The sequence below is a fragment of the Burkholderia sp. AU45388 genome (genome assembly GCF_030481585.1).
GTDB lineage: Bacteria > Pseudomonadota > Gammaproteobacteria > Burkholderiales > Burkholderiaceae > Burkholderia > Burkholderia sola.
In genome coordinates this window covers 370,842-387,294 of record NZ_JAUJPV010000005.1, presented here as the reverse complement: position 1 = coordinate 387,294, position 16,453 = coordinate 370,842, and the positions used below count along the sequence as shown (strand labels likewise).

12 protein-coding genes and 3 pseudogenes are annotated in these 16,453 nt (G+C 66.7%); 12 read left to right on the top strand and 3 right to left on the bottom strand.

Annotation, left to right across the window (positions count from 1 at the left end; translation table 11 throughout):
- Together QZM72_RS13280 and fdhA are read left to right on the top strand one after the other, a co-directional pair.
- Positions 1-181 (top strand): annotated as a pseudogene (locus tag QZM72_RS13280) (hemolysin secretion protein D); the annotation flags it as partial.
- A gap of 240 nt (positions 182-421) precedes the next feature.
- Positions 422-1,618 carry a formaldehyde dehydrogenase, glutathione-independent gene (gene fdhA, locus QZM72_RS13275; RefSeq protein WP_011547090.1) on the top strand — a complete coding sequence of 399 codons (1,197 nt, stop codon included), beginning with the start codon at positions 422-424 and terminating at the stop codon, positions 1,616-1,618.
- Between the two features lie 274 nt (positions 1,619-1,892).
- On the opposite strand, the gene QZM72_RS13270 is transcribed toward fdhA, so the two are convergent.
- Both QZM72_RS13270 and QZM72_RS13265 read right to left on the bottom strand, forming a co-directional pair.
- Complete coding sequence (locus QZM72_RS13270; RefSeq protein WP_301738322.1) at positions 1,893-2,654, bottom strand: hypothetical protein; 762 nt, start codon at positions 2,652-2,654, stop codon at positions 1,893-1,895.
- Positions 2,655-2,846: 192 nt separating this feature from the next.
- Positions 2,847-3,121: pseudogene (locus QZM72_RS13265) on the bottom strand (PLP-dependent aminotransferase family protein); the annotation flags it as partial.
- Between QZM72_RS13265 and QZM72_RS13260 the strand changes: the two are divergent.
- Positions 3,092-3,310, top strand: a pseudogene (locus QZM72_RS13260) (hypothetical protein); the annotation flags it as partial. The pseudogenes QZM72_RS13265 and QZM72_RS13260 overlap by 30 nt on opposite strands.
- Positions 3,311-3,477: 167 nt before the next feature.
- Here QZM72_RS13260 and QZM72_RS13255 read toward each other — a convergent pair.
- Positions 3,478-4,503 carry a GlxA family transcriptional regulator gene (locus tag QZM72_RS13255; protein ID WP_089470403.1) on the bottom strand — a complete coding sequence of 342 codons (1,026 nt, stop codon included), beginning with the start codon at positions 4,501-4,503 and terminating at the stop codon, positions 3,478-3,480.
- Between the two features lie 446 nt (positions 4,504-4,949).
- Between QZM72_RS13255 and QZM72_RS13250 the strand changes: the two genes are divergently transcribed.
- The 9 genes from QZM72_RS13250 to QZM72_RS13210 all read left to right on the top strand — a co-directional run bounded on the left by QZM72_RS13250 (position 4,950) and on the right by QZM72_RS13210 (position 16,388).
- A complete protein-coding gene (locus tag QZM72_RS13250; protein WP_089436937.1) occupies positions 4,950-6,224 on the top strand; it encodes a serine hydroxymethyltransferase in 1,275 nt (424 codons plus the stop codon).
- Positions 6,225-6,262: 38 nt separating this feature from the next.
- The gene (locus QZM72_RS13245; protein ID WP_006480656.1) at positions 6,263-7,234 is read left to right on the top strand and encodes a dipeptidase; all 972 of its coding nucleotides are present in this window, start codon (positions 6,263-6,265) and stop codon (positions 7,232-7,234) included.
- Positions 7,235-7,372: 138 nt separating this feature from the next.
- Complete coding sequence (locus QZM72_RS13240; protein WP_050012296.1) at positions 7,373-7,906, top strand: DUF5943 domain-containing protein; 534 nt, start codon at positions 7,373-7,375, stop codon at positions 7,904-7,906.
- A 68-nt stretch (positions 7,907-7,974) separates the two neighbouring features.
- A complete protein-coding gene (locus QZM72_RS13235; protein WP_006488987.1) occupies positions 7,975-10,038 on the top strand; it encodes an NADH:flavin oxidoreductase in 2,064 nt (687 codons plus the stop codon).
- A 3-nt stretch (positions 10,039-10,041) separates the two neighbouring features.
- Positions 10,042-11,967, top strand: a complete 1,926-nt coding sequence (locus QZM72_RS13230) for a (Fe-S)-binding protein (RefSeq protein WP_089470401.1) — start codon at positions 10,042-10,044, stop codon at positions 11,965-11,967.
- A gap of 4 nt (positions 11,968-11,971) precedes the next feature.
- A complete protein-coding gene (locus QZM72_RS13225; RefSeq protein ID WP_089470400.1) occupies positions 11,972-13,132 on the top strand; it encodes an electron transfer flavoprotein subunit alpha/FixB family protein in 1,161 nt (386 codons plus the stop codon).
- Positions 13,129-13,914 (top strand): electron transfer flavoprotein subunit beta/FixA family protein, encoded by a 786-nt coding sequence (locus tag QZM72_RS13220; protein WP_089470399.1) that lies wholly within the window; start codon positions 13,129-13,131, stop codon positions 13,912-13,914. The genes QZM72_RS13225 and QZM72_RS13220 overlap by 4 nt, the downstream gene beginning before the upstream one ends.
- A 53-nt stretch (positions 13,915-13,967) precedes the next feature.
- Positions 13,968-15,209, top strand: a complete 1,242-nt coding sequence (locus QZM72_RS13215; RefSeq protein WP_089470398.1) for an SRPBCC family protein — start codon at positions 13,968-13,970, stop codon at positions 15,207-15,209.
- 30 nt (positions 15,210-15,239) lie between these two features.
- A complete protein-coding gene (locus QZM72_RS13210; RefSeq protein WP_089470397.1) occupies positions 15,240-16,388 on the top strand; it encodes a hybrid-cluster NAD(P)-dependent oxidoreductase in 1,149 nt (382 codons plus the stop codon).
- Positions 16,389-16,453 lie beyond the last annotated feature (65 nt).

Below are 16,453 nucleotides of genomic sequence, written 5' to 3'. Positions count from 1 at the left end.
CGCGCATCCGCTGCGTGTCGGGCTCTCGATGCGCGCGACGGTCGACACGCACGACCGCAACGGTCACGCGCTCGACAGCGAGCCGCCGACGCCGGCCGTCAGCACGCGCGTGCACGACGGCGTCGCGAGCGATGCGGAAGCGGCGGCCGCCGCGATCATCCGCGAGAATCAGGGCGGGTAGCGGCTGCTGTCGCGCAGGGCCGGCCGCGAGGGCCGGTCCGACCCCGATGCGTCTCGCGCCCGGTAGTTTCCCGCCTGACTTTCGTATTTCCGCCATCGATGTCGGCGCCGATCAAACGCATGTCGCGTTTGAGACATCGGCGCCCCTGCCTCCCGGACTACTCTCGAACAGCACGTTGCGCGTGCGCCGCATGGCGCCGGCGCGCCGCGGCGCCATCCAACGAGACATGGAGACAATACGATGAGCAGCAATCGAGGTGTCGTCTATCTTGGGCCGGGCCAGGTCGAAGTCCAGAAAATCGATTATCCGAAGATGGTCGACCCGAGCGGCCGCGCGATCGGCCACGGTGTGATCCTGAAAGTGGTCAGCACGAACATCTGCGGCTCCGACCAGCACATGGTGCGCGGCCGAACGACCGCGCCGGTCGGCCTCGTGCTCGGTCACGAGATCACCGGCGAAGTGGTCGAAGTGGGCCGCGACGTCGAGACGCTGAAACTCGGCGATCTCGTGTCGGTGCCGTTCAACGTCGCATGCGGCCGCTGCGCGATGTGCAAGGACACGCATACGGGCGTGTGCCTGAACGTCAACCCGTCGCGTGCCGGCGGCGCGTACGGCTACGTCGACATGGGCGGCTGGATCGGCGGCCAGGCCGAGTACGTGCTCGTGCCGTATGCCGATTTCAACCTGCTGAAATTCCCGGACCGCGACCAGGCGATGGCGAAGATCCGCGACCTGACCTGCCTGTCCGACATTCTGCCGACCGGTTATCACGGCGCGGTGAGCGCGGGCGTGAAGCCTGGTTCGACGGTCTATATCGCGGGCGCGGGCCCGGTCGGGATGGCGGCGGCCGCATCGGCACGCCTGCTCGGCGCGGCCGTGACGATCGTCGGCGACATGAACGCGGAACGCCTGGCCCATGCACGCGCAATGGGGTTCGAGACGGTCGACCTGTCGAAGGACGCGTCACTCGGCGAGCAGATCGAGCAGATCCTCGGCGTGCCCGAGATCGACTGCGCGGTCGACTGCGTCGGCTTCGAGGCACACGGTCACGGGTCGTCGGGCCATTCGGAGGAAGCGCCCGCGACGGTGCTGAACTCGCTGATGGAAATCACGCGCCCGGCCGGCGCGATCGGCATCCCGGGCCTGTACGTGACGGACGATCCGGGCGCGAAGGACAAGGCGGCGCAGCACGGCAGCCTGAGCATCCGCTTCGGCCTCGGCTGGGCGAAGTCGCATTCGTTCTTCACGGGCCAGACGCCGGTGTTGAAGTACAACCGCAACCTGATGCAGGCGATCCTGTTCGACCGGCTGCCGATCGCGAAGATCGTCAACGTCGAAGTGATCTCGCTCGACCAGGCGCCCGAAGGCTACAAGAAGTTCGACGGCGGTGCGCCGCGCAAATTCGTCATCGACCCGCACGGGTTGCTGGCGGCGTGATGCGCTAGCGTTCGACGCGCGCGACGCGTGACGCGAAAACGGGCGGCGCCGGCAACGGGCCGCCCGTTTTTCGTGGCGGGAGCGAAGGTGGCGGCACGGCAGCGCGGCGACCGCCGATCACGATCGCGCGGAATGGCGGCGATGATCGTCGCCCGTTGCCAAATCGTTCACCGCCGCGCGGCCGGGATCCGCGTGTGGCCGGTCACTTCACCCACGCCGTTTTATGAAAGGCGGTCGGGAAAAGCGGATCGTCGGGCGTGGGCCCGCGTCACGCTCAGTGGCCGCGATAGAGTTGCGCAATTTGAGCGTTGCTGGCCGCGGCGCGACGTGTGTGCCCGGTGTGCAGGCTGACGCGGCGAATCGGGCGCGTGCGGTGCGCGGTATCGCGGCTGCCTTTCCAGTTGGCCACGCGGACTGCGCCGGCGCGCGTCCGGTCAGGTGTGCGCAACGACGGCGCGGCTCGTGCAACCGCCGTCGGGCGAGCGGGTTTGCCGGCGAGCGGGGTGCTCTGTTGTGGACTGGCCGCCACTTGCGTTTGATCAGGCGAATGAAACGGGTAGACGGGGGCGGGTACGACCGGCAGGAATGGATCGTTCGACGCGGGCGGCAGCCCGGCTTCGGTCGCGACGGCGGCCGGCGCACCGGATCCGCGACAAACGGGATCGGCCTTGCAGGTCTGGTCGACCGCCACGTAGCCGCCGACCAGCAGCACGAGCGTGAGGATGCTCAGGATCGGCGCGCTCGACGCCCGCGGCCGCTGGAAAGCCGCATTGCGCAGCGCGCGGGCGACGCGCGACGACCACGTGTGAAACGAGCGCGGCGCATGTGCGGCGCGTGCGTCGGCCGGTGTGCGGTCGATCGGCTCGAACGGCCAGTTCCACTGGCCGCAGACGGGGCAGTGCTCGAGTGCGCGGAACGCCACGAAGCCGCATTCGCGGCAGCGGCAGCACGTCGCGTGCCGCGATTCGGCGCGTGCATTCAGCACGGAACGCCAGGCATCGCGCGCGCGGACGCTGCGGTTGGGCAGGACGCGCATGTCAGCGGCCGGCGGACGCTATCGTCGGGCTACACATCGGCGGTCGTTCGCATGCGGTGTTCAAGTGATTCTCCATAACATCGGACGCGTGAAACCCGTTCGTCCGCGGCTGCCTGCCGCTTCATTCTTGGTCGTTCGCACGCGAAACGCAAGGCGTAAGTCGCGCGTCGCGCTCCGCACGCTTCGTACCAGCCGCCGTGCCGCGAGCATACCGAGCGTCTCCAGCGCACGCTCGACGGGCGGTGTCCACGGTCGTCCGTAATTGAGCCGCAAATAACGGCGGAAACCGCCGGTCGCGGAAAAGATCGGCCCGGCGCGATGCTCACGCCGTTTTCCATCGCCTCGCCGAACAGGTGCGTCGCATCCATGTGCGGCGGCAGTTCGATCCGCAGGAAATACCCGCCGCGCGGTGCGAACACTTCGGTATCCGTCGGAAGCGCGCGGACGGCATGGTGTACTACGCGCGCTGGAAGGACAGCGGCGGGGCGGATCTGATCTATGCGAAGACGGCCGACCCGGCCTCGACGCCGAGCGCGCTGGCGCTCAACGACTGCATGCTCAATAACTCGGACCCGGCGCCCGTCAGTGGTACGAACTACCTGTTCTTCTCGTCGACGACGGCGGGCGGTTATCAGCTCTATGTAGGCGACGTGACGCTTGTAGCTCGAGCAGACCGGGAAGAGGAAAGTCGGCGATTACAACGGTAATGCCGTCAGTTGAAGCGGCGCGAAAGCATCGCGTCGAAAGGCTGAAAAATCCGCCTGGCGTTTTCGATCAGGCCTTCGCGGCCGCTCGGCATGCTTCCTACTGCACAGCGCCTGCCTCACGCATGCAGCACATGCGCCGGAAACGCCGCCCCCGCACCCGCCGCACCCTGCGCGAGCGGCGCTACCTGCTTGCGGCGCTCGCGCGTCGGCGCGACGCCGAACGCATCGCGATAGCTCTTGCTGAAATGGCATGCCGACTGGAAGCCGCACGCCATCGTGATATGCATGATCGACATGTCGGTCTGCAGCAGCAGCTCGCGCGCACGACGCAGCCGCAGTGTCAGGTAGTAGTGCGTCGGCGTCATCCCGAGGTGCTCGCGGAAAAGGCGTTGCAATTGCCGCTGCGACATGTTCGCGAGCCGTGCGAGTTCCTCGCGCGACAGCGGCTCCTCGATGTTGTTCTCCATCAGCGAGATCACTTCGAACAGCGACTTGTTCGCCGAGCCGAGGCGCGCGACGAGCGGCATGCGCTGCTGCGCGCTCGTGTCGCGCACGTGTTCGACGATGAACTGCTCGGCGATCTGCGTGACGCGCGCGGTGCCGACGCGCGCGGCGATCAGGTTCAGCATCATGTCGAGCGGCGCGACGCCGCCCGTGCACGTGATGCGGTCGCGGTCGATCACGAACAGTTCCTTCAGGAAGCGCGTGTCCGGAAACTCTTCCTTCAGCGCGGACATGTTCTCCCAGTGGATCGCGCACGCGTAGCCCGCGAGCAGCCCCGACTTCGCGAGTGCATAGGTGCCCGTGCACAGGCTGCCGAGCGAGAGCCCCATGCGCGCGAAGCGACGCAGCGTCGACAGATGGGCGGGCGTGGTCGCGCGCTGCACGTCGACGCCGCCGCACACGAAAACGATGTCGGGTTGCCCCACGCATTCGGCCGGCCCCGTGTCGACCGTGAGGCCGTTGCTCGCCATGACCGGGCCGCCGTCCGGGCTGATCACCGACCAGCGATAGAGCGGCTGGCCGCTCAGGTAGTTCGCCATCCGAAGCACCTCGATCGCATTGGTGAACGCGATCATCGTGAAGTTCGGTAAAGGCATGAACGCGAAGTGGGACAGCGACGCTGTGCGGTCGGGCGACATGGGGAGCGTTCCTTGAATCTCTAATAGCTTTTTGGCCCGGGGCACGGATCGGGCTACGGTATTGTGTGAGCGAGTGCAACAAGCGTGCCATACGGCTAAACCCTAGCTCCATACGTTGTCTGGGCATCGGGCCGTTGCTGCACTGCACCGTATCCGGGAGACGCCGCACGCGAACGTGCGGCAAACGCACTGCCGGTGTGCGTGTCCATAGGTGAATCAGCGACACCGTTTCGGGCGGTCATCCAGAAAAGCACGACCGGTCACTTGTACAAAACGGACGCGCATGGCGGAAAAGGCAAAGAACGCGTCTAAATTCATCAATCCGCCGAAAATCCGAACGACAAGAATAGAGCCGTCGGCAGCCTTGCACTGGGCGAGTGGGAAACCCAGGCACGGCGGGCCTCGAGCTTCGGTTGCAGCCCTTTATTCTTCGTCACGGACGCACTATGTCGAACACTCAGCCTTTCTTCTCGCAGACCCTTGCCGAGCGCGACGCGCCGGTGCGCAGCGCCATCCTGAAGGAACTCGAGCGTCAGCAGTCGCAAGTCGAGCTGATCGCGTCGGAAAACATCGTGTCGCGTGCCGTGCTCGAGGCGCAGGGCTCGGTACTGACCAACAAGTATGCGGAAGGCTATCCCGGCAAGCGCTATTACGGCGGCTGCGAATTCGCCGATGAAGTCGAGGCGCTCGCGATCGAACGCGTGAAGCAGATTTTCAACGCCGGCTATGCGAACGTGCAGCCGCATTCCGGCGCACAGGCGAACGGCTCGGTGATGCTCGCGCTCGCCAAGCCGGGCGACACGGTGCTCGGCATGTCGCTCGACGCGGGCGGCCACCTGACGCACGGCGCGAAGCCGGCGCTGTCGGGCAAGTGGTTCAACGCGGTCCAGTACGGCGTGAACCGCGACACGCTGCGCATCGACTACGACCAGGTCGAGGCGCTCGCCCACGAGCACAAGCCGAACCTCATCATCGCCGGCTTCTCGGCTTACCCGCGCGCGCTCGACTTCGCACGCTTTCGCGCGATCGCCGACAGCGTCGGCGCGAAGCTGATGGTCGACATGGCGCACATCGCGGGCGTGATCGCCGCGGGCCGCCACGCGAACCCGGTCGAGCACGCGCACGTCGTCACGTCGACCACGCACAAGACGCTGCGCGGCCCGCGCGGCGGCTTCGTGCTGACCAACGATGAAGACATCGCGAAGAAGATCAACTCGGCCGTGTTCCCCGGCCTGCAGGGCGGTCCGCTGATGCACGTGATCGCCGGCAAGGCCGTCGCGTTCGGCGAAGTGCTGCATGCGGATTTCAAGACCTACATCGACAGCGTGCTCGCGAACGCGCAGGCGCTCGGCGAAGTGCTGAAGGCCGGCGGCGTCGATCTCGTCACGGGCGGCACCGACAACCACCTGCTGCTGGTCGACCTGCGCCCGAAGGGCCTGAAGGGCGCGCCGGTCGAGCAGGCGCTGGAACGCGCTGGCATCACCTGCAACAAGAACGGCATTCCGTTCGACACCGAGAAGCCGACCGTCACGTCGGGCATTCGCCTCGGCACGCCGGCCGGCACGACGCGCGGCTTCGGCGTCGCGGAGTTCCGCGAGATCGGCCGCCTGATCCTCGAAGTGTTCGACGCGCTGCGCGCGAATCCGGAAGGCGACCCCGCAACCGAACAGCGCGTGCGCCGCGAGATCTTCGCGCTCTGCGAGCGCTTCCCGATCTACTGATCGACCCCACAAGAACAGTCACACGAGCGAGAGCAGATATGAGCACGCTGCATCAGGACAGCATCATCATCGACGGACTGAACATCTCGAAGTTCGAGAAGCCGGTGTTCGAGGACATGCGAAAGGGCGGCATCACGGCCGCGAACTGCACGGTATCGGTGTGGGAGAACTTCACCAAGACCGTCGACAACATCGGCGTGATGAAGAAGAAGATCCGCGACAACGGCGAGCTGCTGACGCTCGTGCGCACGACGGACGACATCTTCCGCGCGAAGAAGGAAGGCAAGACCGGGATCATCCTCGGCTTCCAGAACGCGCATGCGTTCGAAGACAACCTCGGCTACATCGAGGCGTTCGCCGACATGGGCGTGCGCGTCGTGCAGCTTTGCTACAACACGCAGAACCTGGTCGGCACGGGCTGCTACGAGCGCGACGGCGGCCTGTCGGACTTCGGCCGAGAAGTGATCACCGAGATGAACCGCGTCGGCATCATGGTCGACCTGTCGCACGTGGGCGGCAACACGTCGTCGGAAGCGATCGCGTTCTCGAAGAAGCCGGTGTGCTACTCGCACTGCCTGCCGTCGGGCCTGAAGGAACATCCGCGCAACAAGAGCGACGCGCAGCTGAAGGAGATCGCCGATGCGGGCGGCTTCGTCGGCGTGACGATGTTCGCGCCGTTCCTGAAGCGCGGCATCGAAGCGAACATCGACGACTACATCGAGGCGATCGACTACGTCGTGAACCTGATCGGCGAAGACGCGGTCGGCATCGGCACGGACTTCACGCAGGATTTCGCGAAGGAGTTCTTCGACATGCTGACGCATGACAAGGGCCGTTATCGCCAGCTGACGAACTTCGGCAAGGTGATCAACCCGGACGGCATCCGCACGATCGGCGAATTCCCGAACCTGACGGCCGCGATGGAACGCCACGGCTGGAGCGAGTCGCGCATCCGCAAGATCATGGGCGAGAACTGGGTGCGCGTGTTCAAGGACGTGTGGGGCGCGTAAGCGCCCGACGAGCCGAACCGCTACCGTCGTTTCAACATAAAAAAATCGGGCCGTGCCAGCGCTTGCCGCGCGGGCACGCGGACGATGTCGCGCCTGCGCACTGAGCCGCGCGGCCACTTTCCTCACGGAGTCACCACGATGCAACCGCAACTGCCGATCAACGTCGATCCCGATACCGGCGTCTGGACCACCGACGCGCTGCCGATGCTGTACGTGCCGCGCCACTTCTTCACGAACAACCACGTCGCCGTCGAGGAAGCGCTCGGCGTCGACGCATATGCCGAGATCCTCTACAAGGCCGGCTACAAATCCGCCTACCACTGGTGCGACAAGGAAGCCAAGCTGCACGGCCTGACCGGCATGGCCGTGTTCGAGCACTACCTGAAGCGTCTGTCGCAGCGCGGCTGGGGCCTGTTCTCGATCATCGAGGCCGACCCGGCGAGCGCCCGCGCGAAGATCGAACTGCGCCACTCGTCGTTCGTGCTTCAGCAGCCGGGCAAGGAAGGCAAGCTCTGCTACATGTTCGCGGGCTGGTTCGCGGGCGCGATGGACTGGGTCAACGACACGACGCCGGAAGGCAAGGGCGCGCCGCGCGCGTACTCGAAGGAAGTGCAGTGCGCGGCCGAGCATCACGACCACTGCATCTTCGAAGTGTCGCCGATCGCGCACTGACGCATTGATTCACTGAAGCCGAACAACACCCGCAACACGAGACATTCGAACGCCAGAGGTCGCCAGCGATGCGTTATCCCCACCTGTTCAAACCCATGCAGCTGAACCAGCTGACGCTGCGCAACCGGATCGTCAGCACCGCGCACGCGGAGGTGTATGCCGAGCCGGGCGGCCTGCCGGGCGACCGCTATATCCGCTACTACGAGGAAAAGGCGAAGGGTGGCGTCGGCCTGGCCATCTGCGGCGGGTCGAGCCCGGTATCGATCGACAGCCCGCAAGGCTGGTGGAAATCGGTGAACCTGTCGACCGACAAGATCATCGATCCGCTCACGCGCCTGGCCGACACGATGCACAAGCACGGCGCGAAGATCATGATCCAGGCGACGCACATGGGCCGCCGCTCGTCGTTCCACGGCGAGCACTGGCCGCACCTGATGTCGCCGTCGGGCGTGCGCGAACCCGTGCACCGCGGCAACGCGAAGATCATCGAGATCGAGGAAATCCGCCGCATCATCGGCGATTTCGCGGCGGCCGCGAAGCGCGTGAAGGCGGCCGGCATGGACGGCATCGAAATCTCCGCCGCGCACCAGCACCTGATCGACCAGTTCTGGAGCAAGCGTTCGAACCACCGCACCGACGAATGGGGCGGCAGCCTCGAAAATCGCCTGCGCTTCGGCATCGAAGTGCTGACGGCCGTGCGCGAGGCGGTCGGCAAGGATTTCTGCGTCGGCCTGCGCATGTGCGGCGACGAATTCCACGAAGACGGCCTCGATCACGAAGCGCTGAAGGAGATCGCGCAGGCGATGTCGGAAACCGGCCTGATCGACTACCTGAGCGTGGTCGGCTCGGGCGGCGATACGCACAACACGATCGCGAACTGCATGCCGCCGATGGCGTTGCCGCCGGAGCCGTTCGTGCACCTCGCGGCCGGCATCAAGTCGGTCGTGAAGATTCCGGTGATGCACGCGCAGAGCATCCGCGATGCGGGCCAGGCCGAGCGCCTGCTCGCGAACGGGATGATCGACCTGGTCGGCATGACGCGCGCGCAGATCGCCGATCCGCACATGGTGATCAAGATCCGCGACGGCCGCGAGGACGAAATCAAGCAGTGCGTCGGCGCGAACTACTGCATCGACCGCCAGTACAACGGCCTCGACGTGCTGTGCATCCAGAACGCGGCGACGTCGCGCGAGGCGACGATGCCGCACATCATCGAGAAGTCGCGCGGCCCGAAGCGCAAGGTCGTGGTGGTCGGCGCCGGCCCCGCGGGCCTCGAGGCCGCGCGTGTCGCGAAGTTGCGCGGCCACGACGTCGTGCTGTTCGAGAAGAACGCGGAAGTGGGCGGCCAGGTGATGATCGCCGCGAAGGCGCCGCAGCGCGAGCAGATGTCGGGGATCATCCGCTGGTTCGACATGGAAACGAAGCGTCTGGGCGTCGATCGGCGTCTCGGCGTGGCCGCCGACGAGAAGATGATTATGGCCGAGAAGCCGGACATCGTCGTGCTCGCCACCGGCGGGTCGAGCTTCACGTGGCAGGTGCCGGCGTGGGGCGTGGCCGAAGGCCTCGCCGTCAGCTCGTGGGACATCCTCACCGGCAAGGTCGAGCCGAAGCAGAACGTGCTGCTGTTCGACGGCGTGAGCACGCATGCGGGCGCCGGCGTGGCCGACTTCATGGCGAGCCGCGGCTCGAAGGTCGAGGTCGTCACGCCGGACGTGAAGGTCGCCGACGACTGCGGCGGCACGACGTTCCCGATCTTCTATCGGCGCCTGTACGCGTTCGGCGTGATCCCGACGCCGAACACGATGCTCGATCGCGTCTATGAAGAGAACGGCAAGATGATCGCCGTGCTGCGCAACGAGTACACGGAAGAACTGGAAGAGCGCGCGGTCGACCAGGTGGTGATCGAGAACGGCTCGTCGCCGAACGACGAACTGTACTGGAAGCTCAAGCCGGAATCGGTGAACCGCGGCCAGATCGATCCGCACACACTGTTCGCGGCCGAGCCGCAGCCGTGCCTGTCGGAAGAACTCGGCAACGGCCGCTTCCTGCTGTTCCGTGTCGGCGACTGCATCTCGATGCACAACGTCCACGGTGCGATCTACGACTCGCTGCGTCTCGTGAAGGATTTCTAAAAGATGAACCCGTCCTTCCTCATTACCGCCCTGTTGTGGCTGTCGGTGGCGGGGCTCGCGTTCGCGGTCGCGAAGCGCTCGTCCTACTGGCGTCTGGGCCGCGCCACCGCGCCCGGCTCGTTCGGCGTCGCGAACCTGTTCGCGATTCCGAAGCGTTATTTCGTCGACCTGCACCACGTGGTCGCCCGCGATCCGTACATCGCGAAGACCCACGTCGCGACCGCCGGCGGTGCGATCGGCGCGCTCGCGCTGGTGTTCGTCAACTATGGCCTCGCGATCTACTCGCCGTGGCTCGACAAGCTGATCTTCCTCGCGGCGCTCGCGATGCTGGTCGGCGCGGTGTTCGTGTGGCGCCGCCGCGCGGCGAAGAACGTGCCGGCGCGCCTGTCGCGCGGCCCGTGGAATACGCTGCCCTGGCTGCTCGGTTCGTTCGCGCTCGGCCTCGTGCTGTTCATGCTGGTGCCGACCGGCGCGATGTCGGGTGCGTTCGCGGTGCTCTGCGCGCTGCTGATCGGCGTCGGTGCGTTCACGATGACGGTCGGCGCCGCGAAGGGCGGCCCGATGAAGCATGCGATCGCCGGGCTGCTGCACCTCGCGTTCCACCCGCGCCAGGAGCGTTTCGCGGCCACGCGCGAATCCTTCACCGGCAACGGCACGGCCACGCCGCCGACCGCGCTGAAGCTGCCGGACATCGAGCATCAGGAGTACGGCGTCGCGAAGCCGGTCGAATTCCGCTGGAACCAGTTGCTGAGCTTCGACGCATGCGTGCAGTGCGGCAAGTGCGAAGCCGCGTGCCCGGCGTTCGCGTCGGGCCAGCCGCTGAACCCGAAGAAGCTGATCCAGGATCTCGTCGTCGGGATGGCCGGCGGCACCGACGCGGCGTACGCGGGCAGCCCGTCGCCGGGCATTCCGGTCGGCCAGCATCGAGGCGAGCCGAACGGCCCGATCGTGTCGGGCCTGATCGAGGAGCAGACGCTGTGGTCGTGCACGACCTGCCGCGCATGCGTGCAGGAATGCCCGATGCTGATCGAGCACGTCGACGCGATCGTCGACATGCGCCGCAACCGCACGCTCGTGCACGGCACCGTGCCGGGCAAGGGCCAGGAAGTGCTCGCGAACCTGCGCGAGACCGGCACGATGGGCGGCTACGACACGGCCGCGCGCTACGACTGGTCGGTCGACCTGAGCGCCCCGGTCGCGCAACCCGGCAAGCCGGTCGACGTGCTGTTCGTCGCGGGCGAAGGCGCGTTCGACATGCGCTACCAGCGCACGCTGCGCGCGTTCGTGAAGGTGCTGAACAAGGCGGGCGTCGATTACGCGGTGCTCGGCCCGACCGAGACCGACACGGGCGACGTCGCGCGCCGGCTCGGCGACGAAGCGACGTTCCAGCAGATGGCGAAGCGCCTGATCGGCACGCTCGGCACGCTGTCGTACAAGCAGATCGTGACGGCCGACCCGCACGTGATGCACAGCCTGCGCAACGAATACCGCGCGCTCGGGCTGCGCGTGACGGTCAAGCATCACACGACCTATCTGGCCGAACTGGCCGAGAGCGGCAAGATCGCGCCGAAGGCGGTCGACGCGCTGCAGGAGAAGCGCACCACGTATCACGACCCGTGCTACCTCGGCCGCTACAACGGCGAGACGGAAGCGCCGCGCAAGCTGCTGAAGACGATCGGCATCCAGGTCGTCGAGATGGAGCGCAACGGCATGCGCGGCCGCTGCTGCGGTGGTGGCGGCGGCGCGCCGCTGACCGACATCCCCGGCAAGCAGCGCATCCCGGACATCCGCATCGCCGACGCACGCACGATCGGTGCCGACGTGGTCGCGGTTGCGTGCCCGAACTGCACGGCCATGCTCGAAGGCGTCGTGGGCCCGCGCCCCGACGTGCTCGACGTCGCCGAACTCGTCGCCGCCTCGCTGGAGTGAATCGATGAATACGATCAAACGAATCGATCCGCGCCGGCCGTTCATCATCACGGCCGCCGGCCTGAAGCGCATCACGCTCGGCGAGGAAGGCAGCGCCGATGCGAACGCCGCGCAGTGGTCCGCGCACGGTCATGGCGCCGCGGCCGCGAAGCCGCGCCGCGCGCTGCAGGGCCCGAAGCACGTAATGCTGGTGGTCGCGCACAGCGAACGCGGCGCGCTCGACGACCATTCGCGGCAGGCGATTGCCGCCGCCGCGGTGCTCGCCGATGCGCAGACGGAAGTCGCGCTGCTCGCGTTCGGCGAGCTCAAGGACGACGTGGCCGAACTCGGCGTCGACAAGCTGCTCGAGCTGACCGGCTTCGATCGCCGTGCGTTCGATCCCGAAAGCGAACTGCAAGCGTTGCAGGCGTGTGTTGCCGCGCTCGCGCCGAAACACGTGTTCGTGCCTGACAACGCGACGGGCGACGGCGACCTCGGCCGGCGTTACGCGGCGGCCGCCGGCGCGAGCGTCGCGACCCACGTCGTCGAAATCGACGCGAAGCACGTGGGTACGTATGCCCAGGCCGGGCGCGCGTTCGCGACCCGCGCGCTGCCCGAGGTGATCCTGCTCGCGCAGAACGCGGTGGACGCGAAGCTGCCGTTCGTCGGCGCGGGCGAGCGCGTGGCGGCCGATTTCATCCGCCCGGCGCATGACGCCGCGCAGCCGTACCGCGATCTCGGTCTCGACGAAATCGACGCGGCCCAGGTCGCGCTCGAGGAAGCCGATTTCATCGTGTCGGCCGGCAACGGCGTGTCCGACATCGGCGCATTCGAGCGGCTGGCCGGCGTGTTCGGCGCGGCGATCGGCGCGAGCCGCGTCGCGGTCGACAACGGCCACTTCACGCGCGACAAGCAGGTCGGCGCGACCGGCAAGACGGTCGAGGCGAGCGTGTACATCGCGTTCGGCATCTCGGGCGCGGTGCAGCATTTGCAGGGGATCAAGGACTGCCGCCACGTGATCGCGGTGAACCTCGACGGCAGCGCGCCGATCGCGAAGCGCGCGAACCTGACGGTGGTCGGCGACGCGCAGGCGACGATCGCCGCGCTGATCGAACAGGTCCAGGCCGCGCGCGGCGAATCGCCGGCCGCGGTCGATAACCGTGAACCCGAAGGAGTCGCCGCATGAACGCCCCCCGCTCATTGCAACGCATCGCGGTGCTCGTGTCCGTCGGCCGGCATCCGGTCAGCGGCGTCGCGCGCTACAGCCGTAACGATGCGGCCGCGCTCGAAACCGGCCGCCAGCTCGCCGAGAAGCATCGCGCGACGCTCGACGTGATCCATGCCGGCGACCCCGCGAATGCGGCGCTGGCCGAGTATCTGGCGCTTGGCGCGCGGGAGGTCGAGGTGCTGGCCTGCCGCGACGGCGACGATGCCGTGCACGCGCTCGCCGCGCGCGTCGAAGGTTACGACCTCGTGCTGACCGGTACGCGCGCCGAGGGCGCGTACGACACCGGGATGCTGCCGTATCGCATCGCCGCGGCGCTCGGCTATCCGCTCGTCGGCTCGGCCGTCGACGTGACGGTCGAAGACGGCCGCGCGGCGGTCCGGCAATTTTTGCCGAAAGGGCTGCGGCGGCGTGTCGACGCGGCGCTGCCGGCCGTCGTCGCCGTGCACCCGCTCGCCGGCGTCGAGCCGCGCTATGCGTATGCGCGGCTGCGCGCCGGCGCGATCCGGCCGGCGCTCGCGGCGCCCGGCGCGGATGCCGATGCGGCCGCGTGGACGGTCGGCCCGGTCGAGCGTAAACCCGTAAAGCTGGTCGCCGCCGAGAAGCGCTCCGGGCATGCCCGGATGCTGTCCGCGACGACGACCGAGAGCCGTGGCGGCAACGTCGTAAATGAAGGGAGTTCGGTCGAAAAAGCACAAGTGATCCTCGCGTATTTGCGCGAGCATCAGCTCATCGACTACTGATTTTGATGCCTGTCGGCAAGCAACCCAGGGATGCAAGGAATCCGGAGCAAACGATGAAAGTATCGGCAGACATTCGTGCACTGATCGAACGCCGCAAGGAAGGCCACAGCCTCGAAGCGCCGTTCTACACGAGCGAGGACATCTTCGCGCTCGACATGGAGGCGATTTTCCGCCAGCACTGGATCCAGGTGGCGATCGAACCGGACGTTCCCGAGCCGGGCGATTACGTGACCGTGGAGCTGGGCAACGATTCGATCCTGATCGTGCGCGACGACGACATGGCGATCCGTGCGTTCCACAACGTGTGCCGTCACCGCGGCGCGCGCCTGTGCAACGAAGACAAGGGCTCGGTCGGCAACATCGTGTGCCCGTACCACAGCTGGACGTACAACCTGACGGGCCAGCTGATGTTCGCCGAGCACATGGGCGAGAAGTTCGACCGCTGCAAGCACAGCCTGAAGTCGGTGCACGTCGAGAACCTCGCGGGCCTGATCTTCATCTGCCTCGCCGACGAGCCGCCGGTCGATTTCGCGCAGATGCGCGCCGAGATGGAGCCGTACCTGCTGCCGCACGACCTGCCGAGCACGAAGATCGCCGCGCAGATCGACATCATCGAGGAAGGCAACTGGAAGCTCACGATGGAGAACAACCGCGAGTGCTATCACTGCGTCGCGAACCATCCGGAGCTGACGATCTCGCTGTACGAATACGGCTTCGGCTACCAGCGCTCCGACGCGAACGCCGAAGGCATGGACGCCTTCGCCGAAACGTGCGTGCGGCGCGGCAAGGAGTGGGCCGAGATTGGCCTGCCGTCCGCCGAAATCGAAAAGCTGCTCGACGTGACGGGTTTCCGCACGCAGCGCCTGCCGCTCGACCGTCACGGCGAATCGCAGACGCTCGATGCGAAGGTCGCGTCGAAGAAGCTGCTCGGCGGCTTCGACAAGGCCGACCTCGGCGGGCTGTCGTTCTGGACGCAGCCGAACTCGTGGCACCACTTCATGAGCGATCACATCGTGACGTTCTCGGTGATCCCGCTGTCGGCCGGCAAGACGCTCGTGCGCACGAAGTGGCTCGTGCACAAGGACGCGAAGGAAGGCATCGACTACGACGTGAAGAACCTCACGGCGGTGTGGAACGCGACCAACGACCAGGATCGCGCGCTCGTCGAATTCTCGCAGCGCGGCGCGACCAGCAGTGCGTACGAACCGGGCCCGTACTCGCCGTACACCGAAGGTCTCGTCGAAAAATTCTCGGCCTGGTACATCGGCCGGCTCGCCGAACAAACCGGCGCGTAGTCGTCAGCGGAACAGCAAGCGGAGTTAGAAATGATGCGAGATGCGGCCAATTTCGAGCCGGCGGACAGCCGGGTGACGCACCCGGCCTTCTGGAACGCGCTGTCCGAGCGCTGGACGAGCGACGTCGAGGAAACGCTGGTGTGCTGCCACGTACGGCAGGAAACCCACGACGTGAAGAGCTTCTTCTTCCGTTCACCGCAGGGCCGCACGTTCTCGTTCGAGCCCGGGCAGTTCATCACGCTCGAGCTCGACATCGACGGCGAGACGATCAACCGCTGCTACACGATTTCGTCGTCGCCGGCGCGGCCGCACACGATCTCGATCACGGTGAAGCGCGTGCCGGGCGGCAAGGTGTCGAACTGGCTGCACGACAACCTGCAGCCGGGCGCGTCGGTGCGCGTGCTCGGCCCGGCCGGCGAATTCACGTGCGCGCGGCATCCGGCGCGCAAGTACCTGTTCCTGTCGGCGGGCTCCGGCATCACGCCGCTGATGTCGATGAGCCGCGCGCACCATGATCTCGCGGAAGATCGCGACATCCTGTTCGTGCACAGCGCACGCACGCCGGACGACATCATCTTCGCGCGCGAGCTCGACCTGATCGCGTCGAACCACACGAATTTCCGTACGTCGTTCGTCGTCGAGCGGGTTGGCGCACGCACCAACTGGCCGGGCGTCACGGGCTTCCTGACGCTGCCGCTGCTGAAGCTGATCGCGCCGGATTTCATGGAACGCGAGATCTTCACGTGCGGCCCCGCGCCGTACATGAAGGCCGTGCGCGACCTGCTCGACGAAGCCGGTTTCGATCGCAAGCAGTATCACGAGGAAAGCTTCTCGTTCGAAACGCTCGCGCAGACCGCGAGCGACGAAGTGCTCGCCGAACTCGTGCCGCCGGCGGAAGGCGGCGAGGCCGCGACGAAGCAGTACACGGTCAGCTTCGCGAAGAGCAACCGCGAGATTTCGTGCGGCTCGGAGCAGCACGTGCTCGACGCGGCGCGCCAGTCGGGCGTGCGGCTGCCCGCATCGTGCACGCAGGGCATGTGCGGCACCTGCAAGGTGAAGCTCGTGTCGGGGCAGGTCGAGATGAAACACAACGGCGGTATCCGCCAGCGCGAGATCGATCAGGGGATGGTGCTGCTGTGCTGCAGCAAGCCGCTGTCGGATCTCGTGATCGACAAGTAGGCGAAGCGTCCCATCGGCTGTCCGGGCGCGTCGCGTCTGGACAAGCATCTGTCGGAAAACAACGA

Coding starts and splice junctions, on each gene's coding strand:
- QZM72_RS13255 (WP_089470403.1), bottom strand. CDS start 4,503: ATGTCGCCCGACCGCACAGCGTCGCTGTCCCACTTCGCGTTCATGCCT.
- QZM72_RS13225 (WP_089470400.1), top strand. CDS start 11,972: ATGAATACGATCAAACGAATCGATCCGCGCCGGCCGTTCATCATCACG.
- QZM72_RS13245 (WP_006480656.1), top strand. CDS start 6,263: ATGAGCACGCTGCATCAGGACAGCATCATCATCGACGGACTGAACATC.
- QZM72_RS13230 (WP_089470401.1), top strand. CDS start 10,042: ATGAACCCGTCCTTCCTCATTACCGCCCTGTTGTGGCTGTCGGTGGCG.
- QZM72_RS13215 (WP_089470398.1), top strand. CDS start 13,968: ATGAAAGTATCGGCAGACATTCGTGCACTGATCGAACGCCGCAAGGAA.
- QZM72_RS13235 (WP_006488987.1), top strand. CDS start 7,975: ATGCGTTATCCCCACCTGTTCAAACCCATGCAGCTGAACCAGCTGACG.
- QZM72_RS13210 (WP_089470397.1), top strand. CDS start 15,240: ATGATGCGAGATGCGGCCAATTTCGAGCCGGCGGACAGCCGGGTGACG.
- QZM72_RS13240 (WP_050012296.1), top strand. CDS start 7,373: ATGCAACCGCAACTGCCGATCAACGTCGATCCCGATACCGGCGTCTGG.
- QZM72_RS13270 (WP_301738322.1), bottom strand. CDS start 2,654: ATGCGCGTCCTGCCCAACCGCAGCGTCCGCGCGCGCGATGCCTGGCGT.
- fdhA (WP_011547090.1), top strand. CDS start 422: ATGAGCAGCAATCGAGGTGTCGTCTATCTTGGGCCGGGCCAGGTCGAA.
- QZM72_RS13250 (WP_089436937.1), top strand. CDS start 4,950: ATGTCGAACACTCAGCCTTTCTTCTCGCAGACCCTTGCCGAGCGCGAC.
- QZM72_RS13220 (WP_089470399.1), top strand. CDS start 13,129: ATGAACGCCCCCCGCTCATTGCAACGCATCGCGGTGCTCGTGTCCGTC.